The sequence below is a fragment of the Neptuniibacter sp. PT8_73 genome (assembly GCF_047778045.1).
Taxonomy (GTDB): domain Bacteria; phylum Pseudomonadota; class Gammaproteobacteria; order Pseudomonadales; family Balneatricaceae; genus Neptuniibacter.
The window spans coordinates 3,614,828-3,632,491 of the sequence record NZ_CP180545.1 but is presented as its reverse complement, the minus strand read 5'-3'; the positions used below and the strand labels follow the sequence as shown (position 1 = coordinate 3,632,491).

At 46.6% G+C, this 17,664-nt stretch carries 13 protein-coding genes and 5 tRNA genes; all 18 read left to right on the top strand.

The features are described 5' to 3' along the window. The first annotated feature begins 1 nt into the window (after position 1). The 18 genes from ACMXYN_RS16660 (at position 2) to fusA (ending at position 17,653) form a co-directional block, all read left to right on the top strand. The gene (locus ACMXYN_RS16660) at positions 2-655 is read left to right on the top strand and encodes a hypothetical protein (protein WP_415892761.1); all 654 of its coding nucleotides are present in this window, start codon (positions 2-4) and stop codon (positions 653-655) included. 34 nt (positions 656-689) lie between these two features. Further along, positions 690-765: transfer RNA gene (locus ACMXYN_RS16655), tRNA-Thr, on the top strand. 31 nt (positions 766-796) lie between these two features. Then, positions 797-880 (top strand) — tRNA-Tyr (locus tag ACMXYN_RS16650). 11 nt (positions 881-891) lie between these two features. Beyond that, a tRNA-Gly gene (locus tag ACMXYN_RS16645) sits at positions 892-966 on the top strand. 11 nt (positions 967-977) lie between these two features. Beyond that, a tRNA-Thr gene (locus ACMXYN_RS16640) sits at positions 978-1,052 on the top strand. Positions 1,053-1,140: 88 nt separating this feature from the next. Next, positions 1,141-2,364, top strand: a complete 1,224-nt coding sequence (tuf, locus tag ACMXYN_RS16635) for an elongation factor Tu (RefSeq protein ID WP_415892760.1) — start codon at positions 1,141-1,143, stop codon at positions 2,362-2,364. A 65-nt stretch (positions 2,365-2,429) separates the two neighbouring features. Then, positions 2,430-2,505, top strand: a tRNA-Trp gene (locus tag ACMXYN_RS16630). A gap of 13 nt (positions 2,506-2,518) precedes the next feature. Next, on the top strand, positions 2,519-2,935 hold the full coding sequence (secE, locus tag ACMXYN_RS16625; protein ID WP_415882747.1) for a preprotein translocase subunit SecE: 417 nt from the start codon (positions 2,519-2,521) through the stop codon (positions 2,933-2,935). A 13-nt stretch (positions 2,936-2,948) separates the two neighbouring features. Beyond that, entirely contained in the window at positions 2,949-3,482 is a 534-nt protein-coding gene (gene nusG / locus ACMXYN_RS16620) for a transcription termination/antitermination protein NusG (RefSeq protein WP_415882746.1), read from the top strand. A gap of 101 nt (positions 3,483-3,583) precedes the next feature. Further along, a complete protein-coding gene (gene rplK / locus ACMXYN_RS16615) occupies positions 3,584-4,018 on the top strand; it encodes a 50S ribosomal protein L11 (RefSeq protein ID WP_415892759.1) in 435 nt (144 codons plus the stop codon). Beyond that, on the top strand, positions 4,018-4,713 hold the full coding sequence (gene rplA / locus ACMXYN_RS16610; protein ID WP_415892758.1) for a 50S ribosomal protein L1: 696 nt from the start codon (positions 4,018-4,020) through the stop codon (positions 4,711-4,713). Before rplK ends, rplA begins: the two co-directional genes overlap by 1 nt. Positions 4,714-4,927: 214 nt before the next feature. Further along, on the top strand, positions 4,928-5,419 hold the full coding sequence (rplJ, locus tag ACMXYN_RS16605; RefSeq protein ID WP_415882744.1) for a 50S ribosomal protein L10: 492 nt from the start codon (positions 4,928-4,930) through the stop codon (positions 5,417-5,419). A gap of 70 nt (positions 5,420-5,489) precedes the next feature. After that, positions 5,490-5,861 carry a 50S ribosomal protein L7/L12 gene (gene rplL / locus ACMXYN_RS16600; protein WP_007021372.1) on the top strand — a complete coding sequence of 124 codons (372 nt, stop codon included), beginning with the start codon at positions 5,490-5,492 and terminating at the stop codon, positions 5,859-5,861. Between the two features lie 168 nt (positions 5,862-6,029). Then, positions 6,030-10,130 carry a DNA-directed RNA polymerase subunit beta gene (rpoB, locus tag ACMXYN_RS16595; RefSeq protein ID WP_415892757.1) on the top strand — a complete coding sequence of 1,367 codons (4,101 nt, stop codon included), beginning with the start codon at positions 6,030-6,032 and terminating at the stop codon, positions 10,128-10,130. 74 nt (positions 10,131-10,204) lie between these two features. After that, positions 10,205-14,431, top strand: coding sequence for a DNA-directed RNA polymerase subunit beta' (gene rpoC, locus ACMXYN_RS16590; RefSeq protein WP_415892756.1), 4,227 nt, complete (start codon positions 10,205-10,207; stop codon positions 14,429-14,431). 143 nt (positions 14,432-14,574) lie between these two features. Continuing rightward, a complete protein-coding gene (gene rpsL / locus ACMXYN_RS16585) occupies positions 14,575-14,949 on the top strand; it encodes a 30S ribosomal protein S12 (protein ID WP_007021369.1) in 375 nt (124 codons plus the stop codon). 121 nt (positions 14,950-15,070) lie between these two features. Further along, complete coding sequence (rpsG, locus tag ACMXYN_RS16580; RefSeq protein WP_415882741.1) at positions 15,071-15,541, top strand: 30S ribosomal protein S7; 471 nt, start codon at positions 15,071-15,073, stop codon at positions 15,539-15,541. Positions 15,542-15,559: 18 nt separating this feature from the next. Next, on the top strand, positions 15,560-17,653 hold the full coding sequence (fusA, locus tag ACMXYN_RS16575) for an elongation factor G (protein ID WP_415882740.1): 2,094 nt from the start codon (positions 15,560-15,562) through the stop codon (positions 17,651-17,653). The last annotated feature ends 11 nt before the right edge of the window (positions 17,654-17,664 follow it).

Sequence of the window (17,664 nt, the reverse complement as noted above, 5' to 3'; positions counted from 1 at the left end):
TATGTTTCGCTGGTTGTTTCTATTCCTTCTGTTGGCTAATGCGGTATTGCTGTTTTGGCATTCTATACAAATAGAGCCGCAAGTAATTGAAGCGTCAGATACGCGTAAACAGCTGAATACATTAAAGCTGGTTGCTGAGATGGATCAGAGTACCTTAGAGAGATTAAAGGTCGATCACGCTAATCGGGAAGAGTGTATTTGGTTTACTGGTTTTGATTCTGATGTGAAAGCTGCCGCTGTTACTCAGTTTATAGTGGGTTTAGGCGGTCAAGCAGAATACAAAGCTGTTGATACTGTTGCTGCAGACTATGTGATAGTGATCTCTTTACCGCAGGATCTCGAGAAGCGGTTAGCTTTAATGGACTATCTGGAAAAGAATCGCTTGAGTGAAGTAGGCGATGAGTTACTTGATTTTGAATACAGTCTTGAAGGCTATCAAACTAGGGAATCAGCAGTAGCGCAAGTTACGGAGCTTTCAGAGATGGGAGTTAATAGCCGTATAGAATCGCGAGAATCTATCGATAAACATTATATAGTGACGATGGATGTACCAATTGATCGAAATTTATCCAGTAAAATCAAAGAAATAGTTAAAGAAAACTATTATTTTGTAAAAATTGAAAAAAAGTTGTGTAAAGGGGTTGCAAAGCCCTGAGTCGGTGGTAACATACGCGCCACTTCATTGAGACGCCGGTATAGCTCAGTTGGTAGAGCAACTGACTTGTAATCAGTAGGTCCCGAGTTCGACTCTTGGTGCCGGCACCATCTCATAGGTCAGTGAAGTTTTGAAATTGTTGGTGAGGTTCCCGAGTGGCCAAAGGGATCAGACTGTAAATCTGACGCGTAAGCTTCGGTGGTTCGAATCCACCCCTCACCACCATTCACAGTAAGGCGGGTATGGTATAGTGGCTATTACCTCAGCCTTCCAAGCTGAAGAGGCGGGTTCGATTCCCGCTACCCGCTCCAAGTGAGACTAAGCTCAAGTAGCTCAGGGGTAGAGCACACCCTTGGTAAGGGTGAGGTCGGCGGTTCAATTCCGCTCTTGAGCTCCAGAATTTATTTTTTTAGGGTAGATATAGTAATATATCTGCCCTTTGTTATATTTGGCGCTTTGTAAATTAATTTGCACTGGACAGACTGATGGCTAAAGAACAATTTGAACGCTCAAAACCGCACGTTAACGTTGGTACAATCGGCCACGTTGACCACGGTAAAACTACTCTAACAGCAGCTCTAACTCGCGTATGCGCAGAAGTATGGGGCGGCGACGCTGTTGCATTTGACGGTATCGACAACGCTCCAGAAGAGCGTGAGCGTGGTATCACAATCGCAACTTCTCACGTTGAGTATGATTCACCAGACCGTCACTACGCACACGTAGACTGCCCAGGCCACGCCGATTATGTTAAGAACATGATCACTGGTGCTGCACAGATGGACGGCGCGATCCTAGTATGTGGCGCGACTGATGGTCCAATGCCACAGACTCGTGAGCACATCCTACTATCTCGTCAGGTAGGTGTACCTTACATCGTAGTATTCCTAAACAAAGCAGACCTACTAGCAGAAGACTGTGGTGGTGCTGACTCTGAAGAATACGCTGAGATGCTAGAATTGGTTGAAATGGAGCTTCGTGAGCTTCTAGACCAGTACGAATTCCCAGGTGATGACACTCCAATCATCCCAGGTTCTGCTTTAATGGCCCTAAACGGCGAAGACGACAACGAGCTTGGTACTACTGCTGTTAAGACTCTGGTTGAAACTCTAGACTCTTACATCCCAGAGCCAGAGCGTGCTATCGACGGTGCATTCATCATGCCTATCGAGGACGTATTCTCTATCCAGGGTCGTGGTACTGTTGTAACTGGTCGTGTTGAGCGCGGTATCATCAAAGTTGGTGAAGAAGTTGAAATCGTAGGTATCAAAGAAACTACGACTACTACTTGTACTGGTGTTGAGATGTTCCGTAAGCTTCTTGACGAAGGCCGTGCTGGTGAGAACGTTGGTGTTCTACTGCGTGGTACTAAGCGTGAAGAAGTTGAGCGTGGTCAAGTACTAGCAGCTCCAGGTTCTATCACTCCTCACACTCGTTTCGAGGGTGAAGTGTACGTACTATCCAAAGAAGAAGGCGGTCGTCACACTCCATTCTTCAAAGGTTACCGTCCACAGTTCTACTTCCGTACAACTGACATCACTGGTGCATGTGAGCTTCCAGAGGGTGTAGAAATGGTAATGCCTGGTGATAACGTTCAAATGGACGTTACACTAATCAACCCAGTAGCAATGGAAGAAGGTCTACGTTTCGCGATTCGTGAAGGTGGCCGTACTGTAGGTGCTGGCGTTGTATCTAAAATTGTTGAATAAAATCAACAATTAGGTATTGCCAACTGGTAGGGAGGCTTATACAATATGCCTCCCTATTATGCAGTAGGCCAGTGGCTCAATTGGCAGAGCAGCGGTCTCCAAAACCGCAGGTTGGGGGTTCGAGTCCCTCCTGGCCTGCCATCTCTTCTCTGAGATGGCATCAAGACACAAGCTATTTTTAAGTAATCCTGAGGCCCTAAGCGTGAATGCCAAAGTGAATTCCGAAGGTTCAAAGTTTGACGCCCTTAAATGGGTCGCTGTAGTAGCGATTGTTACTGCGGGCGTTGTAGGTAACTCTGTATACGCAGATCAGTCTTTGTTCTACCGTGTGGTTGCATTGCTTGTGTTGGCGCTGATTGCAGGTTTTATCTCTCTGCAGACAGCAAAAGGGAAAGCGTTTTTTACTTTGTTTAAAGAAGCAAAGCAGGAAATTCGCAAGGTTGTATGGCCGACACGTCAAGAAACAGCGCAGACAACAGCGATTGTTGTGGTTGTGGTTCTGATTATGGGTTTGGCGTTGTGGGGGCTTGACTCATTGTTGAGCTGGTTGGTATCTGGAGCAATAGGTTAAGAGGCTGATAAGCATGTCTAAGCGTTGGTATGTTGTTCATGCGTACTCCGGGTACGAAAAGCGTGTAATGAATACGCTGAAAGAACGAATTGAACTGCATTCTATGCAGGATCTTTTTGGTGAGGTGTTGGTGCCTACCGAAGAGGTTGTTGAAATACGTGATGGTAAGAAGCGTAAGTCTGAACGTAAGTTCTATCCAGGTTATGTGTTGGTTCACATGGATATGAATGATGAGAGCTGGCATTTGGTTAAGAATACGCCGCACGTTCTTGGATTTATCGGTGGTACTGCGGGTAATCCTGCGCCGATCACAGAAGCAGAAGCTAACGAGATCCTAAGTCGAGTTGAGAGCGGTGTTGATAAGCCGCGTCCGAAGACTGTATTCGAGCCGGGTGAAATGGTTCGAGTTATCGATGGACCGTTTGCTGACTTTAACGGTGTGGTTGAAGAGATTAACTACGAGAAGAATAAGCTGCAGGTGGCAGTGTTGATCTTCGGTCGATCTACACCGGTTGAATTGGATTTCGGTCAGGTCGAAAAAGCCTGATTTAGAGTTTTAAGGAATAACCTCAGCGAGAGCTGGGGTTTTTCTGTCTTGAGAAAATGGGGAGCTGTAAGGCGTTTGAACCCACTAGGAGTTAAATAAAAATGGCTAAGAAGATTGAAGCTTATATCAAGCTGCAAGTTCCTGCCGGCGGCGCTAACCCGTCTCCACCAGTAGGTCCTGCACTAGGTCAACATGGTGTTAACATCATGGAATTCTGTAAAGCGTTCAATGCTCAAACTCAGAGCATGGAAAACGGCTTGCCAGTTCCTGTTGTGATTACTGTTTATGCTGATCGTAGCTTTACTTTCATCACTAAAACACCTCCAGCAGCAGTTCTTCTTAAGAAAGCTGCAGGCCTTAAGAGTGGTTCTGGTCGTCCAAATACTGAGAAAGTGGGTAACGTTACTCGCGCTCAATTGGAAGAGATCGCTACGATTAAAATGCCTGACCTAACAGCCGCTGATATGGATGCGGCTTGCCGTACTATCGCTGGTACTGCGCGTAGCATGGGTCTAGTTGCTGAGGGTGAAGAGTAATGGCTAAGTTAACTAAGCGTCAAAAGCTTATCGCTGAGAAAGTAGAAGCAGGCAAAGCATACTCGATTGATGATGCTGTTTCTCTACTGTCTGAGCTTTCTACTGTTAAATTTAAAGAAACAGTTGATGTTGCTGTAAACCTTGGTGTTGATCCACGTAAATCTGATCAGGTTGTTCGTGGTTCTACTGTACTGCCAAATGGTACTGGTAACGATGTTCGTGTAGCTGTATTTGCTCAAGGCGAAAACGCTGAGAAAGCAAAAGCTGCAGGTGCTGATGTTGTTGGTTTCGAAGATCTAGCAGAGCAGATGAAAGGTGGCGATCTGGACTTTGGTGTTGTTATCGCAACTCCAGACGCAATGCGTGTTGTTGGTCAGCTTGGTCAGGTTCTAGGTCCACGTGGTCTAATGCCTAACCCTAAAGTTGGCACAGTAACTCCAGATGTTGTTACTGCTGTAAACAATGCTAAAGCTGGTCAGGTTCGTTTCCGTACTGACAAGAACGGCATCATCCACGCAGGTGTTGGTAAAGCTGACTTCGAAGCGGCTGCTATCAAGCAGAACATCGAAGCTCTAGTTGCTGACCTTAAGAAGCTGAAGCCAGCTTCTGCTAAAGGCGTGTATCTAAAGAAAGTAACCCTGTCGACTACTATGGGTCCAGGTTTGCTAGTTGATCAGGCTTCTCTAGAAGTTTAATCGACATGAAAGGTTTTTTGAGGGTCTTCTGTACCTGTTACACAGAGATGAAGGCCGTCAAAGACCGCAGGTGATAGGGGTTTCCTTATCTTAATGGGCTAAACCAGCCTGCGCAGACGGTGAGATTCTGTATTTGAATCAAACCACCGTACTCGGAAAGCCTCAGTAATGAGGCGGTTGGTAATAAGTCGAAAGACTACTCCAGGAGTAAATCGTGGCATTAGGACTCGAAGATAAAAAAGCGATCGTCGCTGAAGTCCAGGAAGCTGCATCTAGTGCTCTGTCTGCTGTTGTTGCGGATTCCCGCGGCGTTGAAGTAGGCGATATGACTGCACTGCGTAAAGAAGCTCGTGAAAACGGCGTATGGCTTAAAGTTGTACGTAACACGCTAGCTAAGCGCGCAGTTGAAGGCACTGACTATGCATGCCTACAGGACACTTTCAAAGGTCCAAGTATCATTGCTTTCTCTCAGGAACACCCGGGCGCTGGCGCTCGTATCCTGAAGAACTTTGCGAAAGACAATGAGAACTTTGAACTGAAAGCAGCAGCATTCGAAGGTGAAGTTGTAGACGTGGCTATGCTAGCAAGCTTGCCAACTTACGACGAAGCAATTGCGAAGCTGATGGCTTGCATGAAAGAAGCTGCAGCCGGCAAACTATGCCGCACTATTGCAGCAGTTCGCGACCAGAAAGAAGAAGCTGCGTAAGTTTATACGCACCTTTATTTATACAAGTTTTAATGAGCCTTCGGGCTTACAAATATCAGGAATATAGAAAATGTCTCTGACTAACGAAGATATCCTAAACGCAATTGCTGAAATGTCTGTTAAGGACGTTGTTGCTCTTATCGAAGCAATGGAAGAAAAATTCGGTGTAACTGCAGCAGCTGCTGTAGCTGCTGGCCCTGCTGGCGATGCTGGTGCGGCTGCTGAAGAGAAAACTGAATTTGACGTTATCCTAACTGCTGCTGGCGATAAGAAAGTTAACGTAATCAAAGCAGTACGTGGCGCTACAGGTCTTGGCCTGAAAGAAGCTAAAGGCATCGTTGACGGCGCTCCAGCTGCTGTTAAAGAAGGCGTTAGCAAAGAAGAAGCTGAAGAACTTCAGAAAGCACTGGAAGAAGCTGGCGCTTCTGTTGAAGTTAAGTAATAACTTCATGCTAATCCGAACAGATTTCTGTTCGAAGTGCTGACGGCTGGTGGCTATATGCCACCGGCCTTTTTCCGTTATTTATAGACAGCAAATATATAGCGGTAACACAGTCCGAAACGGGTTTTCGGCCTGCTTATAAATTGGTGCACTTGCTGGGGAACACTGATGGCTTATTCATACACTGAAAAGAAACGCATCCGTAAGGACTTCGGTAAATTACCGCAAGTAATGGATGTGCCTTACTTGCTGGCAATTCAGCTTGACTCCTATAAAAAGTTTTTGCAGACAGGGGTTGAAGCAGCAGATCGTTTAGATGCTGGTCTGCATGCAGCATTTAACTCCGTCTTCCCGATCGTGTCCTATTCTGGAAATGCATCTCTAGAATATGTTGGCTACCGTCTGGGTGAGCCTGTATTTGACGTAAAAGAGTGTCAAATACGCGGTATTACATACGCAGCACCTCTGCGTGTGAAAGTTCGTCTGGTTATTTATGACCGTGAATCCAGCAACAAAGCCGTAAAAGACATCAAGGAACAAGAAGTCTACATGGGCGAAATGCCTTTGATGACTGAAAACGGAACTTTCGTAGTTAACGGTACTGAGCGTGTAATCGTATCTCAGCTACACCGTTCACCAGGTGTGTTCTTTGATCACGATAAAGGTAAAACACACTCTTCTGGTAAGCTGCTTTACTCTGCACGAGTGATTCCTTACCGTGGTTCTTGGTTAGACTTTGAATTTGATCCAAAAGATAGCCTCTTCGTACGTATTGACCGTCGTCGTAAGCTGCCAGCAACTATCTTGTTGCGTGCTTTGGGTTACCAGGCTGAAGAGATCCTAGATATCTTCTTCGATAACACGTCTTGGAACCTGACGTCTGAAACAATCAACATGAAGTTGGTTGCTGATCGTCTGCGTGGTGAAACACTATCTTTTGAAGTAAAAGATCCTGAAGGTAATGTGATTGTTGAAGCGGGTCGTCGTATCACGCCTCGTCACATTCGTCAGATGGCAAAAGCCAATATGGAACAGCTTGAAGTACCAATGGAGTACTTGGCTGGTAAGGCGATTGCAAAAGATGTTATTGATCCATCTACAGGTGAGTTGATCTGTGGCTGTAACGCTGAGATTACAGAAGAACTGGTTGAACAGCTTCGTGCTGCAAATATCACTGAGTTCGAAACTCTGTACACGAATGACCTAGACTGTGGTCCATTCATCTCTGATACGCTACGTAACGATCCTACGCGTAACCAGTTAGAAGCATTGGTAGAAATCTACCGTATGATGCGTCCTGGTGAGCCACCAACTAAAGAATCTGCTGAAGCATTGTTCGAAAACCTTTTCTTCACTGAAGAGCGTTACGATCTTTCTGCTGTTGGTCGCATGAAGTTCAACCGCCGTCTAGGTCGCGAAGAAGTTACTGGTTCTGGCGTACTAGACAAAGAAGATATTCTTGAGGTTATGAAGACCTTGATTGATATCCGTAACGGTAAAGGCACCGTGGACGATATTGATCACTTGGGTAACCGTCGTATCCGTTCTGTTGGTGAAATGGCAGAAAACCAGTTCCGTGTAGGTCTGGTTCGTGTCGAGCGTGCTGTTCGTGAGCGTCTAAGCATGGCGGAATCTGATAACCTGATGCCTCAGGATCTGATCAACGCTAAACCTGTTGCGGCTGCAATTAAAGAGTTCTTCGGTTCTTCTCAGCTGTCTCAGTTTATGGACCAGAACAACCCGCTTTCAGAAGTAACTCACAAGCGTCGTGTTTCTGCATTGGGCCCAGGTGGTCTAACGCGTGAGCGTGCGGGCTTCGAGGTACGTGACGTACACCCAACTCACTACGGTCGTGTATGTCCAATCGAAACACCGGAAGGTCCAAACATCGGTTTGATCAACTCTTTGGCAACATTTGCTCGAACTAACGACTATGGTTTCCTAGAGACTCCATACCGTCGTGTAGTAGATGGCAAAGTAACAGATGAGTTGGATTACCTATCTGCGATTGAAGAGAATACATTCGTAATCGCACAGGCGTCTGCAACAATGGATGACGAAGGTCGTCTATTGGATGAACTTGTAACTGTTCGTCACCTAAACGAAACTACAGTTATGTCACCTGACAAAGTCCAGTACATGGACGTATCTCCACGTCAGGTTGTATCTGTTGCGGCATCTTTGATTCCATTCCTAGAGCACGATGATGCGAACCGTGCATTGATGGGATCGAACATGCAACGTCAGGCTGTACCAACACTGCGTGCTGATAAGCCGCTAGTAGGTACAGGTATCGAGCGTAACGTAGCTCAAGACTCCGGTGTATGTGTTGTGGCACGCCGCGGTGGTCTGATTGAATCTGTAGATGCGAGCCGCATTGTTGTTCGTGTAAACGACGACGAAGTAACAGCGGGCGATGCAGGTGTAGATATCTACAACCTGACTAAATACACACGTTCCAACCAAAATACATGTATCAACCAGCGCTCTATCGTTAATCCTGGTGATACTGTAAAAGTTGGCGATGTTATGGCTGATGGCCCATCCGTTGATATGGGTGAACTAGCACTTGGTCAGAACATGCGTATCGCCTTCATGCCTTGGAATGGTTATAACTTCGAGGACTCCATCCTAATCTCTGAGCGTGTAGTTCAGGAAGATCGTTTCACAACTATCCACATTCAGGAACTAACCTGTGTGGCGCGTGATACGAAATTGGGTTCTGAAGAGATTACATCAGATATTCCAAACGTTGGTGAGTCTGCATTAGCGAAGCTTGATGAAGCAGGTATTGTTCACATCGGTGCTGAAGTAGGCCCAGGTGACATCCTTGTAGGCAAAGTGACGCCTAAAGGTGAAAGCCAGCTAACTCCAGAAGAGAAACTGCTACGTGCGATCTTCGGTGAGAAAGCATCTGACGTTAAAGATACATCTCTACGTGTTAAAACAGGTACTGTTGGTAAAGTAATCGACGTACAAGTATTCACACGTGACGGCGTTCAGAAAGATGAGCGTGCGCTATCTATCGAGAAGGCAGAGCTTGACGCAATCCGTAAGGATCTAAACGAAGAGCTTCGCATCGTAGAGCAGGCAACGTTCGAGCGTCTAGGTCGTGTACTTGTTGGCTTGAAAGCTGACGGTGGTGCAGGCCTGAAGAAAGGCGATGAGATCACAGCTGAATTCCTGGCTGGATTGTCTAAATCTGATTGGTTCAACATCCGCGTTTCTGATGAAAATGCAGTTGAACAGCTAGAGCTAGCTCAGAAACAGCTTGAAGATCGTAAAGAATCTTTAGACAAGCGTTTCGAAGATAAGAAGAGCAAGCTGCAGACAGGTGATGATCTTGCACCTGGCGTCCTTAAGATTGTTAAGGTTTACGTTGCTACTAAGCGTCGCGTACAGCCTGGTGACAAGATGGCGGGTCGTCACGGTAACAAGGGTGTTATCTCTGTAATCATGCCTGTAGAAGACATGCCTTACGATGAGAACGGTGAGCCAGTAGATATCGTACTGAACCCACTGGGTGTACCGTCTCGTATGAACGTAGGTCAGATCCTAGAGACACACATGGGTATGGCTGCGAAAGGCTTAGGTCGTCGTATCAATGAGATGCTGGATCAGGAGCGTGAGCGCACTGAAACAGTAACTGAGATCCGTAGCTTCCTAGATCAGATCTATAATGCAGATCTGGGTGCTGGCATGAACAGCCGCACAGAAGATCTAGATAGCTTTTCAGATGATGAGATTCTAGAGCTAGCTAAGAACCTATGTGGTGGTGTACCTCTAGCTACACCTGCCTTTGACGGTGCGAAAGAGGTTGAATTGAAATCTCTACTTCGTCTTGCAGGTTTGAGCGACACAGGTCAGTCAACGTTGTTTGACGGCCGTACCGGCAACAAGTTTGACCGTCCTGTAACTGTTGGTTACATGTACATGCTGAAACTGAACCACTTGGTAGACGACAAAATGCACGCGCGTTCTACTGGTTCTTATAGTCTTGTTACGCAGCAGCCGCTGGGTGGTAAGGCGCAGTTCGGTGGTCAGCGTTTCGGTGAGATGGAGGTATGGGCACTAGAAGCATACGGTGCTGCTTATACTCTACAAGAGATGCTTACAGTTAAGTCCGATGACGTGAATGGTCGTACGAAGATGTATAAGAACATCGTCGACGGTGATCACCGTATGGAGCCGGGTATGCCGGAATCCTTCAACGTACTTATTAAAGAGATCCGTTCTCTGGGTATCGACATCGAGCTCGAATCCGAATAAGCACAAAACTGTATACCAGGCGGGGGTCGCCTTCGGGCGGCCTCAAGCAAGAACTCCGTTAGGAGCTTGAAAGAATGAAAGATCTGCTGAATCTGCTGAAAACACAGGGCCAATCTGAAGAGTTCGACTCTATCAAGATCACTCTGGCCTCTCCGGAAATGATCCGTTCATGGTCGTACGGTGAAGTTAAAAAGCCGGAAACTATTAACTACCGTACGTTCAAGCCAGAACGTGAAGGTCTATTCTGTGCCAAAATTTTTGGTCCAGTAAAAGACTACGAGTGCTTGTGCGGTAAATATAAGCGCATGAAACACCGCGGTGTTATCTGTGAGAAGTGTGGCGTTGAAGTAACGCTAGCTAAAGTTCGTCGTGAGCGTATGGCACACATCGAACTTGCTTCTCCTGTAGCGCACATTTGGTTCCTTAAGTCTCTGCCATCCCGTATCGGTTTGATGCTGGATATGACGCTACGTGATATCGAACGTGTTCTTTACTTCGAATCTTTCGTAGTAATCGATCCAGGCATGACTACGCTTGAGCGCGGTCAGCTACTGAACGATGAGCAGTACTTTGAAGCGCTAGAAGAGTTCGGTGATGACTTCGACGCACGTATGGGTGCAGAAGCTGTTAAAGAACTATTGTCTTCTATTGAACTTGAAGAAGAAGTTAATCAACTGCGTGAAGAACTACCGCAGACTAACTCTGAAACTAAGATCAAGAAGCTTTCTAAGCGTCTTAAGCTCCTAGAAGCTTTCTACAAGTCAGGCAACAAGCCTGAGTGGATGATTCTTGAGGTACTACCAGTACTTCCACCAGATCTTCGTCCGCTAGTACCACTAGATGGTGGTCGTTTCGCGACATCTGATCTTAACGATCTTTACCGTCGTGTTATCAACCGTAACAACCGTCTTAAGCGTCTACTTGATCTTAATGCTCCAGATATCATAGTACGTAACGAAAAGCGTATGTTGCAGGAATCTGTTGATGCGTTGCTAGATAACGGCCGTCGTGGTCGTGCGATTACTGGCTCTAACAAGCGTCCTCTGAAATCTTTGGCTGATATGATCAAAGGTAAGCAAGGTCGTTTCCGTCAAAACCTTCTAGGTAAGCGTGTTGACTACTCTGGCCGTTCTGTAATTGTGGTAGGTCCGTACCTACGTCTACATCAGTGTGGTCTTCCTAAGAAGATGGCACTTGAGCTATTTAAGCCATTCATCTTCTCCAAGCTAGAGCTTCGTGGTCATGCGACTACAATCAAAGCGGCTAAGAAGATGGTTGAGCGCGAAGAAGCGCTAGTTTGGGATATCCTAGACGAAGTAATCCGTGAGCACCCAGTACTACTTAACCGTGCTCCGACACTTCACCGTCTTGGTATCCAGGCATTTGAGCCGGTACTGATCGAAGGTAAAGCTATTCAGCTTCACCCACTAGTTTGTGCGGCATACAACGCCGACTTTGACGGTGACCAGATGGCTGTACACGTTCCACTGACTATTGAAGCTCAGTTGGAAGCGCGTGCGTTGATGATGTCTACAAACAACGTACTATCACCTGCTAATGGTGAGCCGATCATCGTACCTTCTCAGGACGTTGTATTGGGTCTTTACTACATGACTCGTGAGCGTGTGAATGCGAAAGGTGAAGGCATGGTATTTGCCGACATCGAAGAGATTCAACGTGCACAAGGCGCAGGTCAGCTAGATCTTCAAGCGAAGATTAAAGTACGTGTTACTGAAAGCATTCGTGACATCGAAGGTAACCTAGAAACGATTACTGAAATGAAAGAAACAACAGCCGGTCGTGCTTTGTTGTTCGCAATCGTTCCTGCAGGTCTGCCTTTTGAGCTTGTTAACCAGCCAATGAAGAAGAAAGCGATCTCTCGCCTTCTTAACGAAGCGTACCGTCGCTGTGGTCTGAAAGATACAGTTATCTTTGCTGACCAGTTGATGTACATGGGCTTCCGTCAGGCAACTATGTCTGGTGTTTCTATCGGTGTTAACGACTTCGAAATTCCAGCTGAGAAAACAACTATTATCGATGAAGCAGAAGCTGAGGTAATGGATATCGAACGTCAGTTCGCTGATGGTTTGGTAACTCAGGGTGAGAAATACAACAAAGTTATCGATATCTGGTCTCGTGCTAACGAATTGTTGGCTAAGAAGATGATGGATAACTTGAAGACTGAGCCGGTTGTAACAAAAGATGGCGAAGAGTCCGAGCAGGAATCTTTCAACTCTGTATACATGATGGCCGACTCCGGTGCCCGTGGTAGTGCTGCACAGATTCGTCAGTTGGCGGGTATGCGTGGTCTTATGGCTAAGCCGGATGGCTCTATCATCGAAACGCCGATCACTGCGAACTTCCGTGAAGGTCTAAACGTACTTCAGTACTTTATCTCGACTCACGGTGCTCGTAAGGGTCTAGCCGATACGGCATTGAAAACAGCGAACTCCGGTTACCTAACGCGTCGTCTAGTAGACGTTGCTCAAGACGTAGTTATCACAGAGCATGATTGTGGTACTGAAGAAGGTCTTGTGATGGTACCTCTGATCGAAGGCGGTGACGTAGTAGTTGCGCTGGGTGATCGTGTACTAGGTCGTACTGTGGCTGTTGATGTTCTAGATCCGCAGGGTGTAGAAGTTCTAATCGAAGCGGGTACGCTAATCGATGAAGCATGGAAACATCGTCTAGAAAACGATGAGAAGTACTCTTCTATCGATGAGATCATTGTGCGCAGTGCGATCACATGTCGTACACGTCACGGTATCTGTGCTAAATGTTACGGTCGTGATCTTGGTCGCGGTCATTTGGTTAACCCAGGTGAAGCAGTGGGTGTTATCGCTGCTCAGTCAATCGGTGAGCCAGGTACACAGCTAACAATGCGTACGTTCCACATCGGTGGTGCGGCATCTCGAGCAGCTGCTGTAGACAGCATTCAGGTTAAGAACGGCGGTGAAATTCGTCTTCACAACCTTAAGTTTGTAGAGCGTCCAGATGGTGCGTTGGTTGCAACTTCTCGTTCTGGTGAACTAGGTGTAACTGATGAGCACGGTCGTGAGCGTGAGCGTTACAAGCTTCCATACGGTTCTGTGATCAAGGTTAAAGACGGTAGCTCTGTTGAGGCAGGTGACATCGTAGCTAACTGGGATCCACATACTCACCCAATCATCTCTGAGGTGGCGGGTAAGGTTGAGCTTTCAGGCATGGAAGACGGTATTACCGTTAAGAGCCAGACTGATGAGCTAACAGGTCTATCTACAACTGAGGTATTGGACGTTAAAGATCGTCCAGCAGCAGGTAAAGATATTCGTCCTATGATCAAGCTATTGGATGCTAAAGGTAATGAAGTAATGCATCCGGGTACAGATTCTGCAGCGCAGTATCTACTACCAGCTAAAGCGATCATGAACCTCAGCGATGGCGCTGAAGTACAAGTAGGTGACGTTCTTGCACGTATTCCTCAAGAAGGTACTGTGAACAAGGATATCACCGGTGGTCTGCCACGAGTTGCGGATCTATTCGAAGCACGTAAACCGAAAGAGTCTGCAATTCTTGCAGAAGTTTCTGGTCTAATCGGCTTCGGTAAAGAGACTAAAGGCAAGAAACGTCTTGTGATCTCTCCTAGTGATGCAGAGCCACATGAAACAATGATCCAGAAATGGCGTAACCTGAACGTGTTCGAAGGTGAGCATGTAGAGAAGGGTGAGGTTGTTTCCGATGGTCCGTCTAACCCGCATGATATTCTACGCGTACTAGGTGTAGAAGAGCTGGCGAAATACATCACTGGTGAAATCCAGGACGTGTACCGTCTACAGGGTGTAGGCATCAACGATAAGCACATCGAAGTAATTGTTCGTCAGATGCTGCGTAAGGTTGAGATCGTATCTGCGGGTGATTCTACATTCATCCCAGGTGATCAGGTTGAATACCAAGCTGTATTGGCAGAGAACGAAGAGCTAGAAGCTGCTGGTAAGATCCCAGCTAAGTACGATCGCGTACTATTGGGTATCACTAAGGCATCTTTGGCTACTGAGTCCTTTATCTCAGCAGCATCCTTCCAGGAAACAACTCGAGTTCTAACGGAAGGTGCGGTAACAGGCAAGCAGGACTTCCTGCGTGGCCTGAAAGAAAACGTGGTAGTAGGCCGTCTGATCCCAGCGGGTTCAGGTCTTGCTTACCATGAAGAGCGTAAGCGCAAACGTGCTCAACCTGCTGAAGGTGAGTCCGTGACAGTAAGTGCTGAAGAAGTTCAGCAGGCACTGACAGAAGCGCTAAATGCTTCAATGCCAGATGCTGAATAATAATTTATTCGAAAATATTGAATAAATAGTATCCAGTATTTGACGTTTAGGGCCGGAATTGATTAAAATTCCGGCCCCTTTGTGATTGGATTGTGTAAATCCAATTTTTTTATGGTGTTAAATCAAAACGTGGAGTTTGCTTAATGGCAACGATTAACCAGCTGGTACGTAAACCACGTAAACGCAAAGTTCAGCCAAGCGATGTTCGTGCATTGCAGGCTTGTCCTCAGCGTCGTGGCGTTTGTACCCGTGTATACACCACTACTCCGAAAAAACCGAACTCAGCACTACGTAAAGTATGTCGTGTTCGTTTGACCAACGGCTTCGAAGTTGCTTCCTACATTGGTGGTGAAGGTCACAACTTGCAGGAGCACAGCGTTGTTCTAATTCGTGGTGGTCGTGTTAAGGACCTTCCTGGTGTTCGCTATCACACAGTTCGTGGCGCACTAGATTGCTCAGGTGTTAATGAGCGTAAGCAAGGCCGTTCTAAGTACGGTGCTAAGCGTCCTAAGTCTTAATCGTCGTCCCAACATAGTGCTTTAGTTTTCTAAACACTGTGTTGAATACACGGTAAGAGTAAGGCCTAGCATCAATTGCTTGGAATACCTGAAGACCTTTTAATTTATTGAGGGCTTATCAATGCCTAGAAGACGCGTCGCTGCAAAGCGCGAAATTTTACCGGATCCTAAATTCGGAAGCACAGTTCTTGCTAAGTTTATCAACCATGTAATGGTTCACGGTAAGAAGTCTGTAGCTGAGAAGATCGTTTACGGTGCTCTAGATAAAATCGAAGAGCGTTCTGAACAAGATCCAATCGAGCTATTCGAAAAAGCTCTAGAAGCTATCCAGCCAGCGGTTGAAGTTAAATCCCGCCGTGTTGGTGGTGCTACATACCAAGTACCAGTTGAAGTACGTCCTGCTCGTCGTATGGCTCTAGCTATGCGTTGGGCTGTAGACTCTGCTCGTGGTCGTGGTGAGAAGTCAATGGCTCTGCGTCTAGCAGGCGAGTTGATGGACGCTGCTGAAGGCCGTGGTGCTGCAGTTAAGAAGCGTGAAGACGTACACCGTATGGCTGAAGCGAACAAAGCATTCGCTCACTACCGCTTCTAAGATACTGAGGATTAAGTCGTGGCTCGTAAAACTCCTATCGCACGTTACCGTAACATCGGAATTTGTGCGCATGTAGATGCCGGTAAAACGACTACAACTGAGCGCGTCCTGTTCTACACCGGTCTTTCTCATAAGATCGGTGAAGTACATGATGGCGCTGCGACAATGGACTGGATGGAGCAAGAGCAGGAGCGTGGTATTACAATTACTTCTGCTGCAACAACTTGCTTTTGGAAGGGTATGAACCAGCAGTTCGATGATCATCGTATTAATATCATCGATACTCCTGGGCACGTTGACTTCACCATCGAAGTAGAGCGCTCATTGCGTGTGCTTGATGGTGCAGTTGTTGTGTTATGTGCCTCTTCCGGTGTCCAGCCTCAGACAGAAACGGTTTGGCGTCAAGCTAACAAATATGAAGTTCCGCGCATGGTATTCGTCAATAAGATGGATCGACTTGGTGCGGATTTCTTCATGGTTGTCGATCAGTTAAAAGATCGTCTTGGCGCTAATGCTGTACCAATCAATTTCCCGATTGGCGCAGAAGAAGATTTTGTTGGTGTTGTCGATCTGGTTCGCATGAAAGCCATTATGTGGAATGAAGCGGATCAGGGTATGACCTACGAGCTGGAAGATATTCCAGCTGATTTGCAAGATAAAGCTGATGAGCTTCGCGAGGAGCTGGTTGAAGCTGCTGCTGAAGCATCAGAAGAGCTGATGGAAAAATACCTTGAAGAGGGTGATCTATCAGAGGAAGAGATTAAACAGGGGCTTCGTGCTCGTACCTTGGATAACGATATTGTTCTTATGCAGGCTGGTTCTGCGTTTAAGAATAAAGGTGTTCAAGCTGTTTTGGATGCGGTTATCGAATACATGCCATCTCCGATCGAGGTTAAATCGATCGAAGGTACGCTAGATGATGAACAGGAAACTGTTGCACAGCGTGAGGCTGATGATGACGCGCCGTTCTCTGCGCTTGCATTTAAGATTGCTACAGACCCATTTGTGGGTACGCTTACGTTCGTACGTGTGTACTCGGGTGTTTTGAAATCGGGTGATGCGGTCTTTAACTCTGTTAAGGGTAAAAAAGAGCGTGTTGGTCGTATGGTGCAGATGCATTCAAATAACCGTGATGAGATTAAAGAGGTTCGCGCAGGCGACATCGCAGCTCTAATCGGTATGAAGGATGTAACTACAGGTGATACTTTATGTGATGGTGACAACAAGATTGTCCTTGAGCGTATGGAGTTCCCTGCACCAGTTATCTCTGTAGCGGTTGAGCCTAAGTCTCAAGCTGATCAAGAGAAGATGGGTATTGCGCTAGGTAAACTTGCGCAAGAAGATCCATCTTTCCAAGTTGAAACAGATCAAGAGACGGGTCAGACAATTATTTCCGGTATGGGTGAATTGCATCTTGATATTCTCGTGGATCGAATGAAGCGTGAATTTAAGGTTGAGGCCAATATCGGTAAACCACAGGTAGCCTACCGTGAGAAGATCCGTCAGTCTGTTGACGCAAACCACAAGTTTGTACGTCAGTCAGGTGGTCGTGGTCAATATGGTCATGTTGTCGTTGAATTTAGCCCTTCTGATGAAGAGGGTCTAGAGTTTATCAACGAGATTGTCGGTGGTGCTATTCCTAAGGAATACATCCCAGCTGTACAAAAAGGTATTGAGGAACAGATGCATAACGGTGTCATTGCTGGCTATCCGTTAATCGGCCTTAAAGCACGTTTGTACGATGGGTCCTTCCATGATGTTGACTCCAACGAAATGGCGTTTAAAATCGCTGCATCTCAGGCGCTTAAAAAGTTCGCACAAGAAGCAAATGCGTGCTTGTTAGAGCCAATGATGAAAGTTGAAGTTGTAACCCCAGAAGATTACATGGGTGACGTGATGGGTGACCTGAACCGTCGTCGTGGTCTTGTACAGGGGATGGAAGACAGTTCTTCGGGTAAGATTATCAACGCTCATGTTCCGCTGGGTGAGATGTTCGGTTATGCAACCGACCTACGCTCTGCGACACAGGGTCGTGCGACTTACTCGATGGAGTTTCTCGACTACGCTGAAGCGCCACAAAATGTCGCTGACGCTGTAATCAATCAGAACTAATATTTTTATTC

Coding starts and splice junctions, on each gene's coding strand:
- rpsG (WP_415882741.1), top strand. CDS start 15,071: ATGCCTAGAAGACGCGTCGCTGCAAAGCGCGAAATTTTACCGGATCCT.
- secE (WP_415882747.1), top strand. CDS start 2,519: ATGGCATCAAGACACAAGCTATTTTTAAGTAATCCTGAGGCCCTAAGC.
- rplL (WP_007021372.1), top strand. CDS start 5,490: ATGTCTCTGACTAACGAAGATATCCTAAACGCAATTGCTGAAATGTCT.
- rplA (WP_415892758.1), top strand. CDS start 4,018: ATGGCTAAGTTAACTAAGCGTCAAAAGCTTATCGCTGAGAAAGTAGAA.
- tuf (WP_415892760.1), top strand. CDS start 1,141: ATGGCTAAAGAACAATTTGAACGCTCAAAACCGCACGTTAACGTTGGT.
- rpoC (WP_415892756.1), top strand. CDS start 10,205: ATGAAAGATCTGCTGAATCTGCTGAAAACACAGGGCCAATCTGAAGAG.
- rplK (WP_415892759.1), top strand. CDS start 3,584: ATGGCTAAGAAGATTGAAGCTTATATCAAGCTGCAAGTTCCTGCCGGC.
- nusG (WP_415882746.1), top strand. CDS start 2,949: ATGTCTAAGCGTTGGTATGTTGTTCATGCGTACTCCGGGTACGAAAAG.
- rpsL (WP_007021369.1), top strand. CDS start 14,575: ATGGCAACGATTAACCAGCTGGTACGTAAACCACGTAAACGCAAAGTT.
- ACMXYN_RS16660 (WP_415892761.1), top strand. CDS start 2: ATGTTTCGCTGGTTGTTTCTATTCCTTCTGTTGGCTAATGCGGTATTG.
- rpoB (WP_415892757.1), top strand. CDS start 6,030: ATGGCTTATTCATACACTGAAAAGAAACGCATCCGTAAGGACTTCGGT.